Annotated in this window: 14 protein-coding genes; 5 read left to right on the forward strand and 9 right to left on the reverse strand. The window is 71.8% G+C overall.

Annotated features, from left to right (window positions below; translation table 11 throughout):
• The 3 genes from BJ991_RS16295 to ligD are packed head-to-tail and all read right to left on the reverse strand — an operon-like array spanning position 1 to position 3166.
• Positions 1-1578, reverse strand: a complete 1578-nt coding sequence (locus BJ991_RS16295) for an aspartate:alanine exchanger family transporter (protein ID WP_179491721.1) — start codon at positions 1576-1578, stop codon at positions 1-3.
• Between the two features lie 29 nt (positions 1579-1607).
• Positions 1608-2126, reverse strand: coding sequence for a nitroreductase family deazaflavin-dependent oxidoreductase (locus BJ991_RS16300; protein ID WP_179491722.1), 519 nt, complete (start codon positions 2124-2126; stop codon positions 1608-1610).
• A complete protein-coding gene (gene ligD / locus BJ991_RS16305) occupies positions 2123-3166 on the reverse strand; it encodes a non-homologous end-joining DNA ligase (RefSeq protein WP_179491724.1) in 1044 nt (347 codons plus the stop codon). The genes BJ991_RS16300 and ligD overlap by 4 nt, the downstream gene beginning before the upstream one ends.
• Before the next feature lie 210 nt (positions 3167-3376).
• Here ligD and BJ991_RS16310 point away from each other — a divergent pair, with 210 nt between their 5' ends.
• Positions 3377-4378 (forward strand): SseB family protein, encoded by a 1002-nt coding sequence (locus tag BJ991_RS16310; protein WP_179491726.1) that lies wholly within the window; start codon positions 3377-3379, stop codon positions 4376-4378.
• Positions 4379-4402: 24 nt separating this feature from the next.
• Here BJ991_RS16310 and BJ991_RS16315 read toward each other — a convergent pair whose 3' ends face one another.
• The 5 genes from BJ991_RS16315 to BJ991_RS16335 all read right to left on the reverse strand — a co-directional run bounded on the left by BJ991_RS16315 (position 4403) and on the right by BJ991_RS16335 (position 9435).
• The gene (locus tag BJ991_RS16315; protein ID WP_179491727.1) at positions 4403-5401 is read right to left on the reverse strand and encodes an alpha/beta hydrolase; all 999 of its coding nucleotides are present in this window, start codon (positions 5399-5401) and stop codon (positions 4403-4405) included.
• A gap of 190 nt (positions 5402-5591) precedes the next feature.
• On the reverse strand, positions 5592-6965 hold the full coding sequence (locus tag BJ991_RS16320) for an FAD-dependent oxidoreductase (protein ID WP_179491728.1): 1374 nt from the start codon (positions 6963-6965) through the stop codon (positions 5592-5594).
• 79 nt (positions 6966-7044) lie between these two features.
• Positions 7045-8100: a polyprenyl synthetase family protein gene (locus BJ991_RS16325; protein ID WP_179491729.1), complete on the reverse strand. Its 1056-nt coding sequence runs from the start codon at positions 8098-8100 to the stop codon at positions 7045-7047.
• 9 nt (positions 8101-8109) lie between these two features.
• Positions 8110-8868, reverse strand: a complete 759-nt coding sequence (locus BJ991_RS16330; RefSeq protein ID WP_179491730.1) for a demethylmenaquinone methyltransferase — start codon at positions 8866-8868, stop codon at positions 8110-8112.
• Between the two features lie 9 nt (positions 8869-8877).
• Complete coding sequence (locus BJ991_RS16335) at positions 8878-9435, reverse strand: DUF402 domain-containing protein (RefSeq protein ID WP_179491731.1); 558 nt, start codon at positions 9433-9435, stop codon at positions 8878-8880.
• 75 nt (positions 9436-9510) lie between these two features.
• Between BJ991_RS16335 and BJ991_RS16340 the strand changes: the two genes are divergently transcribed.
• From BJ991_RS16340 to BJ991_RS16355, 4 genes are read left to right on the forward strand one after another with little or no spacing between them, the layout of a single operon-like run.
• The gene (locus BJ991_RS16340) at positions 9511-10812 is read left to right on the forward strand and encodes an isochorismate synthase (protein WP_425487552.1); all 1302 of its coding nucleotides are present in this window, start codon (positions 9511-9513) and stop codon (positions 10810-10812) included.
• Entirely contained in the window at positions 10809-12062 is a 1254-nt protein-coding gene (locus BJ991_RS16345) for an amidohydrolase family protein (RefSeq protein ID WP_179491732.1), read from the forward strand. The genes BJ991_RS16340 and BJ991_RS16345 overlap by 4 nt, the downstream gene beginning before the upstream one ends.
• A complete protein-coding gene (locus BJ991_RS16350) occupies positions 12059-12397 on the forward strand; it encodes a TIGR04076 family protein (protein WP_179491733.1) in 339 nt (112 codons plus the stop codon). The genes BJ991_RS16345 and BJ991_RS16350 overlap by 4 nt, the downstream gene beginning before the upstream one ends.
• Positions 12394-13425, forward strand: coding sequence for an LLM class flavin-dependent oxidoreductase (locus BJ991_RS16355; RefSeq protein WP_179491734.1), 1032 nt, complete (start codon positions 12394-12396; stop codon positions 13423-13425). The genes BJ991_RS16350 and BJ991_RS16355 overlap by 4 nt, the downstream gene beginning before the upstream one ends.
• A gap of 47 nt (positions 13426-13472) precedes the next feature.
• Here the strand turns inward: BJ991_RS16355 and BJ991_RS16360 are convergent, their stop codons facing one another.
• Positions 13473-15161, reverse strand: coding sequence for a DUF885 family protein (locus BJ991_RS16360; RefSeq protein ID WP_179491736.1), 1689 nt, complete (start codon positions 15159-15161; stop codon positions 13473-13475).
• Positions 15162-15196 lie beyond the last annotated feature (35 nt).

Below are 15196 nucleotides of genomic sequence, written 5' to 3' on the forward strand. Positions count from 1 at the left end.
TCACAGCGTCACGAGAACCTGCGCGAGCAGGATCTTCACCACCATGGCAGCCGGATACACGAGGCGGTACCCCAGCGCGACGCGCACGTCGTGGCCGGTGCGGCTGTTCGCGAACGCGAGGATCGCGGGGTTCGTCTGCGTCCCCGCGATGGCGCCCGACAGTCGCGTGCCGCCGAGCCGGAACACGTGGCGCAGCATGAGATACGTGCCGAGCATCACGGTGAGGGTGACGACGGCGCCGATGAGCAGCAGCGTCACGATCTCACCCGACACGATCGCGCTGACGATGAGCGATCCCGCCTTCGTCCCCGCGAACGCGAGGAAGATGAGCAGGCCGAGCTCGGCGAGCACGTTCGCCGCGGTGTTCGGCAGCGAGGTCACGAAAGGGCCGATTCGGCCGATGCGCCCCATGATGAGCCCGACGACGAGCGCGCCGGCCCCGAACCCCAGGCCGAAGTAGCCGCCTCCGGGGAGCGGGATCTGGATCGCGCCGATGAGCAGGCCGAGCGCGATCCCGAGCCCGAGGGCGACCGGGTTGGTGTCGGCCATGCCGCGCTCGGAGTCTCCGAGGAACTCCGACACGGCGGGCATCGAGCGCTTCGGGCCGACGACCCGCAAGCGATCTCCCTGCAGCACCACGAAATCCGGCGTCGCGACGAACTCGACGTCGCCGCGACGCACGCGGACGATCGTCGCGCCGAGCCGCTCGCGCAGCTGGAGACTCGCGACCGTTCGGCCTGCCAGTCGCGGGTTCGACAGGATGATGCGACGGAAGTCCAGCTCCGAGCGCTGACCCACGATGTCGACCGCCGCCGTGTGGCCGATCTCGTCGCTGACGGCCTCCACCGCGTCGCTCGGGCCGACGACGTTGACGACCGCGCCCGGAGTGAGCTGGGTGTCGGGTCCGACCGCCTCGATCTCGCCGTCCTTGGGCATCACGCGCGAGAACAGCACGCGTCGGCCGTGGCGCTTCGAGAGCTCGTCGGCGGTCGGCATCGACGTCGTGTCGATCTCGACCGCCTTGTCGATGATCGGCGCGGGCGCATCCGTGTCGGCGGCGCGGTGGCGCAGAGCGAGCGCGGCCACGACCAGCGCCCCGATGACGCCGAAGATGTAGGCGCTCGCGTAGCCGACGGTCGCCTCGGCGCTGCCGCCGGTCGCCGCGAGTGCAGGGGTGTTCGTCACCGCGCCCGCGAAGGTTCCCGCGATCGTGACGGGTGACACCCCGAACGCGACTCCCAGGCCGAACGCCGCCGCGGCTCCGACGATGAGGATGCCCGTCACGACCAGCATGAGCGCCCAGGACGACTTCATCGCGTTGAAGAAGCCCGGTCCCGAGATGATCCCGATGCAGAAGGCGAACAGCACCAGACCGACATCGCCGATCGCGGCCGGCAGCTCGATCGAGACGCCGAGCGCGACGCCCCACGCCGTGATCGCCATGCCGACGAGGAGCACCGCGACCGCACCGAGCGACACGCCGCCGACGCGCACTTGTCCGAGCGCCGCGCCCAGTCCGATGAGCAGGAACAGCACGATGACCGGATGCAGCGCAAGGAACTCGAACACGGCGGTCATGGCCCCTCCTGCAAGGGTCGCGACAAGGGCTATCGCGAGTATCCCGCACGCGGAGTGCCGCGCACAGGTTCGGCATCGTCAGTCCGGCCCGGCGGCCCGAACTCGACGACCGGGATCTGCGCGTGCCCTCCGGCCGCGTAGTCCATCGCCGATGACAGGTGCTTCCACGCCTGCGGATGCTGTCGCGCATAGCGCTCGAGCACCGTCCGGGACTCATCGGCGTCGAGCATCCGCACTGCCGCCGGCACGCGCCGCCGGCGACCGAGACTGAGGTACGCGACGCCGTTCGCGCGCAGATTTCGATACCACTGCGCACGCTCTCCGAGCCCCGACGCGACGCGCACGGCGTTCGGCGTTCGCTCGACCACCTCGACGACGCCGTACCTCGGCTCGTGCGAGACCCTGCCAAGGTGCTCGATCATCACGAGCCTTTCGCCGAAGATCCACCCGAAGCCTGCCCGATAGAGAGGGATCGGCAGCCGTGTGAGCCACGGCGTCTGCAGCAGACGCGCCACGAGCCGGTCGGCGAGGGGCGTGCGCTCGGTCATCCTTCCTCCTTGGGCCAGTTTTCGGGATTGATGCGGCTCGGCTGCACGCGCGGCGGCTCACCCGGCATCTTGGGGAAGTCGGGAGGGAAGGGCAGCTCGCCGAGCCCGTCGTCGAGGTCGCGCTGCCACCACTCCAGCAGCGTGTCGATCCGACCGGGCTTCGCGAGGAGGTCGGCCCACGGGTCGCCGATGTCGGCGAGGCGCTGCGGGATCGAGCGCACCGTGAACGAGGCAGGGTCCACCCCCGCCTCGAGCTCGTCCCACGTGAGCGGAGTCGACACGCTGGCGTGGGGCAGCGCGCGCGGGCTGTACGCACCCGCCATCGTGCGGTCGCGGTTGGCCTGGTTGAAGTCGATGAAGATGCGCTCGCCGCGCTCCTCCTTCCACCAGTTCATCGTGACCTTGTCGGGCATGCGCCGCTCGAGCTCCCGGCCGGCGGCGATCACGGCGTGCCGCACGTCGAGGAACTCCCACTCCGGCTTGATCGGGCAGAAGATGTGGATCCCCCGGTTGCCGCTCGTCTTGAGGAACGCCGTGAGCCCCGCCTCGGCGAGCACGTCGCGCATCGCGGGCGCGACGGCCGCGGCATCCGCGAAGTCCGTTCCCGGCTGCGGGTCGAGGTCGATCCGCAGCTCGACCGGGTTGTCGGTGTTCGAGATGAGCGAGGCCCACGGGTGAAAAACGATCGTGTTCATCTGCACCGCCCACACGGCCGCGGCGATCTCGGTGAACACGATCTGCGGATGCCGCCGCCCGCTGTTGTACGTCACGGTTCGCGACTCGACGAACGCGGGCGCCCCTTTGGGAGGGTTCTTCGAGTAGAAGCGCTCGCCGTCGACCCCTTCGGGGAACCGCTCGAGCGACACGGGGCGGTTTCCGTTCGAGGCGAGGAACGGCTCGGCGATCGTGATGAGGTATTCGGCGAGCTCCCGCTTGGTGATCCCGACCTCGGGCCACAGCACGCGGTCGGGGTTCGACACGCTGACCTCGCGATCGCCGTCGGGGCCGGGCATGGTCAGGGTGATGCGGGGCGAGGCCATGCTCCGACCCTAGGACGCACCGCCGACGTGCGGCACCCCTGCCGACAGCGTCAGCGCTTCGCGGCGAGCAGTTCGTCGAGCTGCTCGAATCCCTCGGCAAGCCCGGTCTCCATGCCGCTCGGATCATCCTCGAGCGCGTCCTTCGAGGTGAACACCGAGTGCTCGGATGATCCGCACACGGCATCCAGGACGGACGCCTAGGCTCGAGCGATGGCCCTCTTCTCGCGCGGCAAGCGCACGCCTGACGAACAGCCCGAATCCGTGGCGCCGTCCGACGCGGACGCGGCAGACACGGATGCCGCGCCCGGCGCGGCCGCAGACCAGTCGGTCCCACACGTCGGCATCTCGCTCTCGACCTACGGCCGTGCCACCACCCCTGCGCAGCAGCCGCCGTCACCGTCGCCACAGGCCGCCGAGCACGCGGCGGGCTCGGGCGCCCAGGCGTCCGACAACGTCCTTCTGCGCGACGCTCTCGCGAAGCTGCCCGCCGAGCCGACTGGCCGAGACGTGATGGCGGTCGCGCGGCAGCTGCTGCAGGGCCACCTCTTCCTGCGCGTGAAGGGCGACGCCCGCGCCCTCCTCGCCGCGGGCGAGAACCTCCCCCTCGCGATGCTGACAGCGGGCGACAAGCAGTTCGCCGTCGCGTACAGCGGATTGGGCGCGCTGCGGGCGAGCGTGCTCGCCGACGGCGACACCGGAACGTCCGCGATGGCGCAGCCCGTGGCATCCGTGCTCCGGTACGTCCTCGCCGGGACGTACGCCGGTCTCGTGCTCGACCCCGCGTCGGGGCAGAGCCGTGCGGTGATCCCGCGGGAGCTGCTCGAGCGCATCGTCGAAGAGGCGGGCGGCACGGAGTTCCCGATCAAGCGCCTCGTCTCGGGCGAGCGCACCCCGCAGACGGCGACCGAGATCGGCCGCGCGCTCGTCGACGCGAAGCTGTGGGTGTCGGTCGGCCAGACGGAGCAGGGTCCAGGCATCTCCGAGGCGCGTGCGAACGACGGCAAGCGCCTGCTCGAGATCTTCTCGCACCCGCTCGAGGTCATCGCTCTCGACCGCGGCACGCAGCCCGTTCCGATGACGCCCGCCCAGCTCGCCGCCGTGCTGATCACCGAGCCCGGGCTCGACGGAGTGCTCATCGATCCCGCGGGCCCGTGGATCAGCCTCACACGCGACAACCTCGCGCCCGTCCTCGCGCTCGCGCCCGAGGGCTAGGCGGCACGCACCGGGAGCGGCGATTCACGGATGCCTCGACGCGAGGCATCCGGTCACCCACCTCCTCAGCACCGCGTACGCCTCGGCACGCGGTCCCGGTCGCGACAGGAAGACGTCGTGGATCGCGCCCTCGATGCGCGCGATCGTGACGAGCCTGCCGAGCTTGGTCGCCGACTTCGCGATGTCGTCGACCACGAGCACCGAGTCGCTCGAGGTCATGTCCTCGCTCCACGAGAGCGGAGGCGTCGACCGCGCCGACAGGAGCACGAGCGTGGGGGCGCCGACGTCGACGCCCGCTGCGATGCGCCGGTGCCCCTCGAGCACGGCGGCGAGCCACCCCGGGTGCGTCGGGAAGCCGCGCGGAGGCCGCCAGTCGGTCCGGTACGCCGGCGCCGGCAGCACGCCGACCTCGGTCTGCGCACGCGTGTAGAAGCCGAGGTCGACGGCGGGGTGCTGTCCGAGCGGGTCGATCCGCGCGCGGAGGTCGACGAGTGGCGCGATGGCCTGCCGCGCGACCGATCCGAGCTGCAGCTCGAGCCACGGGGAGTTGAGCACGACGGCGGCGGCACGGCCGGCGTGACGTGCCGCCCACAGCGAGAGCGTCAGCCCGCCCGTGGAGTGCCCGAGCAGCACGAGCCGCCGCGCGCCTCTCGACCAGCCGGCACCATGGCCCATCGCGTCGAGCGCCGCCTCGATGTCCTCGTCGTACTCGTCGAGTCGCGCCACGTAGCCCGGCGTCTGCCCGGCCCGCATGCTGCGGCCGTACTTGCGCAGATCGAGCGCGTAGAACCGTGCCCCGAGGCCGTTCCAGAACTCCGCGAGCTCGGTCTGGAAGAAGTAGTCCGACCACCCGTGCACCGCGAGCACGTCCACGTCGCGCAGCGGGCTGAACAGCGACAGAAGGGGATTTCGGATGCTCCGCACGAGCGTCGCGACGACCGGACCCTCGTCGTCCTCGCCGAGCGGCAGCGTGAGCTGCTCGAACGGCCCGCCCAGGATGTCGGGGATCCACTCCTCCGCCATGGCGTCAGCCTATTGCGACGGGCCGCTTCGGCAGTGGCGGCGGCGCATCCCGCGCGTGGACGATGACGCCATGGCCGCCGAGCCGCCGGCGCCGTCGTCGCCGTGCTCGCGCTCGTCTGGTGGGTCCTGACGTACAGCTACGCGTGGCGGACGTACGAGCCGCTCAGCAAGACACCCGAACCGACGGCGACTACTCGCCGCGAGAGATCGACACCATCTCGTCGCGCGGCACGACCTTGATGCGGGCGCGCTCGTGCGGCGCACCCAGGCCGATCTCGTGCTCGTCGAGGCGGTGCCAGCCCTCGAGATCGGTCCACGCGACGCCGCGCTCGGCGAGCAGGCGCGGGATCGCCTCTTCGGACGGGTCGACGGGCTGCCACCACGACCCCTGGTCGTTGATGAGGTGGCGGATCGTCTCCATCGCGTCGGACTTCGTGTGGCCGATCAGACCCACCGGCCCGCGCTTGATCCAGCCGGTCGCGTAGACGCCGGGCACGCGCTCGTTCGAGTCCTTGCGCAGCACCTGGCCCTCGTGGTTCGGGATGACGCCGTGGCGCTTGTCGAACGGCACGCCCGGCAGGGGCGAGCCGAAGTAGCCGACCGCGCGATAGAGCGCCTGCACCTTCACCTCGCGCAGCTCGCCCGTGCCGACCACACCACCCTCGCCGTCCGGACGCGTGCGCTCGTACACGTACGCGCACACGCGGGCCTCGTCATCGGTCTTCACCTCGACGGGCTTCGCGTAGAAGTGCAGGTGCAGGCGGCGCGACGCCGTGCCGCCCTCGTTGTTGACCGAGGGGCGCTGGCGCCAAGACTGGAGCACGCGGTCGATCACCATGACCTGCTTGTTGCTCGCGATCGCGGCCTTGGAGGCCTCGTCGTAGTCGAAGTCCTCGTCGTACACGACCATGTCGACGTCGTTCAGCTCGCCGAGCTCGCGCAGCTCGAGGGGCGTGAACTTCACCTGCGCGGGGCCGCGGCGGCCGAACACGTGCACGTCGGTGACCTTCGACTCCTTCAGCCCCGCGTAGACGTTCTCGGGGATCTCGGTGGGCAGCAGGTCGTCGGCGTGCTTCGCGAGCATGCGCGCGACATCGAGCGCGACGTTGCCGTTGCCGATCACGGCGACGGACGCGGCGTCGAGCGACCATTCGCGCGGTACGTCGGGGTGGCCGTCGTACCAGCTCACGAAGTCCGCCGCGCCGTAGGAGCCCTTCGCGTCGATGCCGGGGATGTTCAGCGACGCGTCGTGCACGGCGCCCGTAGCGAAGATGACGGCGTTGTAGTGACGCTTGAGGTCGTCGAGCGTCATGTCCTCGCCGAAGCGCACGTTGCCGAAGATGCGGATGTCGCCGCGGTCGAGCACCTCGCGCAGGGCCGTGATGATGCCCTTGATGCGGGGGTGGTCGGGAGCCACGCCGTAGCGCACGAGCCCGTACGGAGCGGGCAGCTGCTCGAAGAGGTCGATCGAGACGTCGAACTTGCGCTCGGCCTTCAGGAGGATGTCGGCGGCGTAGATACCGGCGGGGCCGGCGCCGACGATGGCCAGCCTGAGCTTGGTCATGGTGATCCTTTCCGGATGACTCGGTCGATGAGCGAGCGAAGCGAGACGAGACGCGAGCTGTGCAGCGCGAATGCCGCGACTAGCTGGAGCGGTCGGCGACGGCCTGCGCGAACCGTGTGAGCGCTTCGCGCACGGGCCCGTCGGGCACGGGCGCCAGAGCCTCGATCGCGTCGCGCGACCAGGAATTCGCCAGGTCGAGCGTAGCGGCGGTTGCTGAGTGATCGCGAAGGAGAGCCAGGTCGGCGTCGAGCACCGCCGGGTCGGCGCCCTCGGCGATCGCCGCCACACCCTCGTCGATCCGGCCGCGCAGCGCGCGCGACTCGTCGTCGTCGGCTCGGCCGAGCAGAAGGTACGGCATCGTGGGGACGCCCGCGCGCAGGTCTGTGCCGGGCACCTTGCCGGTCTCGGCGGGGTCGGGGGACAGGTCGATCACATCGTCGAGCAACTGGAACGCGACGCCCGCCTTCTCGCCGAACACCGACATCGGCCTCTGGTACTCGGCCGGCGCGTTCGAGAAGATCACGCCTGCCTCTGCGGCCGCCGCGATCAGCGAGCCGGTCTTGTCGGCGAGCACCTGCAGGTAGAACTCGACCGGATCGTCGTCGGGCTGAGCGCCGACGGTCTCGTGCATCTGCCCCAGCACGAGGCGCTCGAACGTGTCGGCCTGGAGCCGGATGGCGCGCTCGCCGTTGCGGGCCATGAGCTGGCTCGCGCGCGAGAAGAGGAGGTCACCCGTGAGGATCGCGACGCTGTTGCCCCACACCGCGTGTGCGCTGGGCACTCCGCGGCGACGGTCGGCGGCGTCCATCACGTCGTCGTGGTACAGCGATCCGAGATGCGTGAGCTCGAGCGCGGTCGCCGCCTGGACGACTTCGTCGGTCGTGCCCTCGCCGAGCTGCGCGGTCAGCAGCGCCAGCATGGGCCGCACGCGCTTGCCGCCCGCGTCGTAGAGGTAGCGGCTCGTCGCGTCGGCGAGCGCGTCGGAGACATGGAGCTCGGTGCGCAGGCACTCGTCGACGCGCTCGAGGCCTGCGTCGACGGTCGCCATCAGCCGGCGGGACCTCGGCCCGGCGAAGATGCGGTCGGTGAGGCCCAGCTTGCTCGCGATGCGCGAGCCCGGCGCTGAGGGGGTCACCGTTCCAGCCTAACGATCGCCGACAGGCTTGACGGCGCGGTGCAGGGCGACGATGCCCAGCGAGAGGTTGCGGTACGCGACATCCGTCCACCCCGCCTCGCGGATCCACGCCGCAAGCCGCCGCTGATCCGGCCAGTCCTTGATCGACTCGTTGAGGTAGTCGTACGCGTCGGCGTTCGAGCTCACGGTCTTCGCGACGACGGGAAGGACGCGGTCGTTGTAGAAGCGGTAGAGCCCTCGGAACGCGCGCGACGGCGGGTGCGAGAACTCGCAGATCACGAGCCTCCCGCCGGGCTTGGTGACGCGCAGCAGCTCGCGCAGCGCCTTCTTCGGGTCGTTCACGTTGCGCAGCCCGAACGACATCGTCACGGCGTCGAACTCGTCGTCGCCGAACGGGAGGGCCGTGGCATCCGCCTCGACGAACGAGAGATTGCGGATGCCGCCGCCCGGCGCACCCGGGCCGTGCCGGCGCCGCCCTTCGGCGATCATGCCGGGCGAGAAGTCCGCCGCGACGACCTCTGCGCCGCTGCGGGCGAGCGACACGCTCGACGCACCCGTGCCGGCGGCGAGGTCGAGGATGCGCTCCCCGCGCTTGGGCGCGACCGCGCGCGTGGTCGCCACGCGCCACATGCGGTCGTTGCCGAGGCTCAGCACCGTGTTGGTGCGGTCGTAGCCGCGCGCGACCTGGTCGAACATGCCGCTCACGCGCGCCGGGTCCTTGTGCAGGTCGGCGCGGTTGGGCTGGTGCTCGGGCGTGCTCGCGGTCACCCGTCGAGTCTAGGCGGGCACGGCGGCCGCCAGCCTGTCGAGCCAGCGCCGCGCGGTGGAGTCGTCGAACGGCGCGGCGCCCTCGCGCACGCGCGCTTCGAGGTCGACGGCGAGCGACTCGAGGTGCTCGACGACATCGAGCGGGTAGCCGTACTCGACGCGGTGCTCGTCCCACTCGTCGCGGTCGTCGATGAACAGGCCGCGCCCGTCGACCGCCCACACGACGTCGAGGTCCATGTCGATGCCGGTCGGCTCCGCGCCCTCCCAGTGCACATCCCACGCGAGGTCGATGTAGATGCGGTAGGTCGCGGGCGGGCTCACGTTGTGCGTCAGTGCGTAGTCGCCGCTCGCCGGCACGAGCGTCACGTTCGCGGCCGCGGCGGTGAGTTCCCGGCCCGGGCGGTGGCTGCGCCAGCCCGCAGGCTGCCCGAACCAGTCGCCCCACTCGTCGCTGCCGAGATACACGCACTCGTGCACCCAGTGGTCGCCGCCGTTCCACTTGCGCCACCGGAAGATCACCCGCGTGCCGGGTGCCGGCCGCTTCGCGGGAGTGGTGTGCGTCGTCACCGGGTCAGTCTAGGACCGGCCCCGGACGCGGCGGGGCATGAGGGGACCCCCGCGCGGACGTAGGCTGGAACCGTGATCGACCCGCACCGCCCGCCGCGACTGGTGGTCGAGACCCGGGAGATCGACCCCGTCGAGGATCTGCTCGCCTACGCCGACCCGGCCGCGCCGCTCGCGTGGCTGCGCCGCTCCGACGGGATCGTGGGCATCGGCGGCACGGTCACCGGGTTCGAGGGCGGCGGAGAAACCTCGCCCGCCGGAATCGACCCAGCCGACGTGCCGCCGCCGGCGGAGGCATGGCGACACCTCACGGCCGCCGCCGAGGTCGATGATCCCGTCGGACTGCCCGGCACGGGCCTCGTCGCGTTCGGCGCCTTCGTGTTCGATCGCCGTTCGCACTCGTCGAGCCGGCTCATCGTCCCGCGCGCGATCATCGGGCGGCACAGCGGGCGCTCCTGGGTGACCCGGATCCGGGCCGAGGGCGTCGGCCTTCCCGAGCCGGTCATCGAGCCCATCCCCTACGGTCCGTACTGGTCGGGCACGCTCGGCCCCGGCGCCCTCGATCCCGCCGGCTATCAGGACGCCGTGCGCGCCGCGCTCGACGCGATCGCGGCCGGAGAGGTCGGCAAGGTCGTGCTCGCGCGCGATCTCGTCGGCACGATCCCGGCGGGCTCCGACATCCGGCGCCTCGCGCGGGCCCTCGCGAACGACTACCCCGACACGTGGACGTACGCGGTCGACGGCCTCATCGGCGCGAGTCCCGAGACGCTCGTCACGGTGTCGGGCGGCGCGGTGACCGCCCGCGTGCTCGCGGGCACGATCCCGCGCGGGACGGATGCGGACGACGACGCGCACGCGTCGGAAGAGCTCGCGCACAGCGCCAAGAACATCGACGAGCACCGGTACGCCGTCGAGAGCGTTCTGGAGGTCCTGCGCCCGTACACGCGCGAGCTGCGCGCCGCCGACGAGCCGTACACGCTCGAGTTGCCGAACCTGTGGCACCTCGCGACCGACGTCGCCGGCGAGCTTCACGACCACGCCTCGGCCCTCGACCTCGTCGAGGCGCTCCACCCCACCGCGGCCGTCGCCGGAACGCCGACGGATGCCGCGGTCGAGCTGATCCGCCGACTCGAGCCGTTCGACCGCGGTCGCTACGCCGGTCCGGTCGGCTGGGTCGACGCACACGGCGACGGCGAGTGGGCGATCGCACTGCGCTGCGCGCAGATCGGCGCGGGTCCGGTACGCCGACACGCGGAGTACAGCGACACGATCCCGGTGATCGCGCATGCCGGTGCGGGGATCGTCGCGGGCAGCGACCCCGAGGCGGAGCTCATCGAGACGCGCGTGAAGTTCCGGCCGATCGTGGACGCCCTGGCATGAGCGCGGCAGCACCGGGCCGCCTCCCCACCACGGCAAGCGCTGTGCTGGCGAACCTCCGGCTCGTCGACGGGGTCCAGCCGGCGCCGCAGGAGGGCCTCGCTCTCGTCGTGGTCGACGGCGTGATCGCCGACGTCGTGCCGGATGCCGGGCCATCCGGTCTCGGCGACGCCACGCCGCGCATCGACCTCGGCGGCGCGTACGTCATGCCGGGGCTCATCAACATGCACACGCACTTCTCGCTGTCGCTGCCTGGCCCGGGCGGCGACGCAGTGAACGCGCTGAACCCGCACGAGCTCGCGCTGCACATGGCCGACACGGCACGGCGCACCCTCATGTCCGGCGTGACCACCGTCCGCTGCGTCGCCGAGAAGGGCGGCGCCGACTTCGCGCTGCGCGCGGCGATCGACGAGGGCAAGGTGCCGGGGCCTCGCATCTTCACGGCCGGCCGGGCGCTGTGCTGCACGGGCGGCCACGGGCACGACTCCGACGACACGATCGAGTGCGACGGCCCCGACGACTTCGCCCGCGGCGTGCGCAGCCAGGTCAAACGCGGCGCGGACCTCATCAAGGTCATGATCTCGGGCGGGATCGCCGGCGAGCACGAGGGCATCTCGACACCGCAGCTCACCGACGCGGAGCTCGCGTCGGTGATCGAGGTCGCGCACGCGTGGGGTCGGAAGGTCACGGCGCACGCCGGGCCGGCGCCGATCATCGCGCGCGCCGTGGAACTCGGCCTGGACTGCGTCGAGCACGGCTACGAGCTCACCCCCGAGGTCGCCCGGCTCATGGCGGAGCGCGGCACGGCGCTCGTGCCGACCCTCGTCGTCACGCGGGCGCAGGCGTTCTTCGACGACCTCGGCGTGCCGGCGTGGATGCAGCAGCGCTCGCTCGGCGCCGGTCCGCGCCATCTCGAGTCCTACGCGTTCGCGCTCGAGGCCGGGGTCGAGATCCTCCTCGGCAGCGACATGCCCCCGTATTGGGGCTTCGAGGGCACGACGGCGGTCGTGCGCGAGCTCGAGCACATGCGCGACGGCGGGCTCGCGGTATCCGCCGTCATCGCAGCCGCCACGAGTGCACCGGCCCGCTGGCTCGATGCCGACGACAGAGTGGGGACTCTGCGGCCCGGACGCTTCGCGGACCTCATCGCTATGCCCGCCGACCCGACCGCCGACACGAGCGCGCTGCGCGAGCTCGACTTCGTCATGAAGGGCGGAGTCGTCGTGCGCGACGACCTGGGGAGGGCGCGATGAGCGACGCGTCCGGTGCCGATGAGGCCATCACCGAGCTCTACGACCTGCGCGTCGTCGTCGACCGCATCGAGGGGCGCTCGGTGTGCGGCATGAAGGTCGGAGACCACATCGACCTCGTGGAGTCGAGTCGGCTGCGCCTTCCCGACGGCGGGCACTTCTGCATGTACGCGCTGCAGGCGGTGCTCCCCCTGCTTCCGGCCAAGCAGCGGCGGCTCTCCGAAGGCGACTGGCTCGAACGCGACGCCCTCGTGGCCTGCCCCGACCCCGACGAGCGGCTGATCATGCGGATCGAGCGCCGGGGCATCCGGTCGATGCGGACGGATGAGCTGACGTGAGCGCTTCCGGCACGGCCGCGACGACGCGTCGCGTCGCCGTGTCGCTCGGGCTGCAGACGGACAAGCCCCTCGGCGAATACGCGCGGCTTGCGACTCTCGCCGAGGATCTCGGGTTCGACGGCGTCAGCGTGTTCTCCGACCTCCTGTACCAGCCGCCGATCGCCGCGCTGCTCGAGATGGCGGCCGCCACCTCGCGCATCCGACTCGGCTGCGCGTGCTGGAACCCCTTCACGCTGCATCCGTATGAGATCGCGGGGCAGTTCGCCATGGCGGATGCCGCGAGCCGGGGCCGCGCGTACCTCGGGCTCGCGCGGGGCTCGTGGCTCGAGGCGGTCGGCGTCGAGGCGTCGCGGCCTCTCACGAGCCTGCGCGACGCCGTGGGCGTCATCCGCGCCCTGCTGGACGGCGAGGGACGAGGGTATGACGGCAGCGTGTTCCGCGTCGAGCCCGGCGTGCGGCTGCGGTATCCCACCGAGCGCGAGCGTGCGCCGCTGCTGATCGGCTCGTGGGGCGAACAGGGGATCGCACTCGCGGGCGAGCTCGCCGACGAGGTGAAGGTGGGCGGAAGCGCGAACCCGGCGATCATCGACGTGGTACGAGCGCGGCTGCGCCCGGGACTGGAGCGGGCGGGACGAACGCGCGACTCCGTCGGCGTGGTGCTCGGCGCCGTGACGGTCGTCGATCGCGACGGCGACGCCGCCCGTGCACGCGCACGGCGCGAGGTCGCGATGTACCTCGACGTGGTCGCGGCGCTCGACCCCACCGTCGCGCTCCCCGACGACCTGCTGCCCGCGATCCGGGCGCGCCTGGCAGACGGCGACGACGAGGGCGCCGGCCGGCTCGTGCCACGCGACGTGCTCGACCTCTTCGCGCTCGCGGGGGACCCCGACGACCTCGCGGAGCATACGCAACGGCTGATCGACGCGGGGGTCGACCGCATCGAGTTCGGCACCCCGCACGGCATCGACTCGGCGGAGGGCATCCGGCTGCTCGGCGAGGCGGTGCTGCCGCAGGTCACGCGCGACTGACGGACGGCGCCGGGCTGTCGCTCCCGGTTCCGCCGCCGCCCGACGACTCAGCGCAGCAGCAGCTCCCGCAGCGGCCCGAGCCCCATCGGCCCGAGACCGAGCGAGTCGCGGTGGAACTCGCGCAGCGAGAACGCTTCCCCGAGTTGTGCGGCGCGGGCCGCGCGCGCCTCGTTCCACAGTCGCGCTCCGACTTTGAACGCGAGCGCCTGACCCGGCCACCCGAGGTACCGGTCGACCTCGAATCCGGCGAGCGTCGGCTCGACGAGCGCAAAGTCCACCAGCATCCGCTTCGCCAGCTCGGGCGTCCACGACGTCTCGGTGACGAGAGGGTTCGACGGGATCGCCCAGCCGGTGTGCAGCCCGATGTCGGCGACGATCCGCACGGAGCGCCAGATCTGGCCGAGCACGAGCCCGAGCCGTTCCGCGGGGTCGCGCACGAGGCCGAGCTCGTCGGCGAGCTGCTCGGCGTAGTGCGCCCATCCCTCGGCGTACCCGTGGATGTGGGCCAGGTGCCGCTGCCACGGGTGCAGATCGGGATAGGACGCGGTCACCACGAACTGCAGGTGGTGTCCGGGCAGCCCCTCGTGGTGGACGCTCGTGACCTCCTGCCACGTCGCGGCGACGGGCACGCCGCTCGGGATCGTCCACACGATGCGTCCGGGCGTCGAGCCGTCCGGAGCGCCGGGCGCGTAGTAGACGACACCGGATGCCGCCTCCGACACGAGGCACTCGGCGTCGCGCACCGACGGCGGAAGCGCGAAGGCGTCGCCGAGCGCGTCGATCGTCTCGTCGACCCGTCGCGCGAGCCACGCCTGGATCGCCGGAACGCCCTCAAGGCGATACCGCGGATCCGCGTCGAGCGCAGAAGCCCCCGACCGAACCGGATCGTCGCCCGTGCCGCCGAGCTCGACCGCGAGCGCGCGCGCCTCGCCGACGAGCCGCTCCAGCTCAGCCCACCCGAACGCGTAGGTGTCGGCGAGGTCGATGCGCGCGCCGAGCATCGCGGCCGCCATGTCGGCGTACACGTGCTCGCCGACGCCGTCCTCGGTCGGCGCGACCGGACGCAGCTCGTCGCGCAGCACGCCGACGAGCGCGGTCAGTCGTTCGTTGACGGCGTCTGCAGCGGAGCGGAGCCGCGACCGCGTCGACTCCCCCACGCGCTCGGCGACCGGAATCGACCCGAACCAGTCGCGAGCCACCCAGGATTCGACCTGCGCCGCGAGCGTGTCGAGCTGGCGCACGGGAGCGACGCCCGAACCGGTGAAGCGGTCGGCGTGGTCGCGCGCCCAGCGCAGGCTCGCGATGTACTGATCGACGGCGGCGGCGGATGCCTCGACGCGCGCGACGAGCGCATCGCCCGCGGCATCCGGGGTCACCGTCACTCCCTCGAACGCACCCCGCACGAGGTGGACTGGCGTCGCGAGCCCCGCGACCAGGCGCGCCGTGAACCCGGTGTCGAAGAGGAGCCGCTCGCTCTCGAGGCGCTCGCGCAGCGCGGCACGGAGGTTCTCGTCCCCGGCGCCGGCGGGAAGGACGTCCAGCCCGGCGAGCGTCTCGCCCTGGAGTTCGTACCTCCGCTGCAACCACTCGGGACCGAGGTCGGCCACGAGCGGGCCATCGGGAAGACCCGCTGCCTGCGCGGCTTCCGGCTCGTGCTTCGCGAGCTCCGCGACGTAGGCGTCGGCGATCGCGCGAACGGGATCTTGGGGGTTCTCGGCGGGGACAGCAGTGGGCACCGGTCCACCCTATGCGGCGGGCCGGTGCCCACCCG

It is taken from the genome of Microbacterium immunditiarum, from assembly GCF_013409785.1.
GTDB lineage: Bacteria > Actinomycetota > Actinomycetes > Actinomycetales > Microbacteriaceae > Microbacterium > Microbacterium immunditiarum.

Excerpts from the sequence above, each read along its gene's own strand:
- BJ991_RS16295 (WP_179491721.1), bottom strand. The coding sequence starts at position 1,578 with ATGACCGCCGTGTTCGAGTTCCTTGCGCTGCATCCGGTCATCGTGCTG.
- BJ991_RS16300 (WP_179491722.1), bottom strand. The coding sequence starts at position 2,126 with ATGACCGAGCGCACGCCCCTCGCCGACCGGCTCGTGGCGCGTCTGCTG.
- ligD (WP_179491724.1), bottom strand. The coding sequence starts at position 3,166 with ATGGCCTCGCCCCGCATCACCCTGACCATGCCCGGCCCCGACGGCGAT.
- BJ991_RS16310 (WP_179491726.1), top strand. The coding sequence starts at position 3,377 with ATGGCCCTCTTCTCGCGCGGCAAGCGCACGCCTGACGAACAGCCCGAA.
- BJ991_RS16315 (WP_179491727.1), bottom strand. The coding sequence starts at position 5,401 with ATGGCGGAGGAGTGGATCCCCGACATCCTGGGCGGGCCGTTCGAGCAG.
- BJ991_RS16320 (WP_179491728.1), bottom strand. The coding sequence starts at position 6,965 with ATGACCAAGCTCAGGCTGGCCATCGTCGGCGCCGGCCCCGCCGGTATC.
- BJ991_RS16345 (WP_179491732.1), top strand. The coding sequence starts at position 10,809 with ATGAGCGCGGCAGCACCGGGCCGCCTCCCCACCACGGCAAGCGCTGTG.
- BJ991_RS16350 (WP_179491733.1), top strand. The coding sequence starts at position 12,059 with ATGAGCGACGCGTCCGGTGCCGATGAGGCCATCACCGAGCTCTACGAC.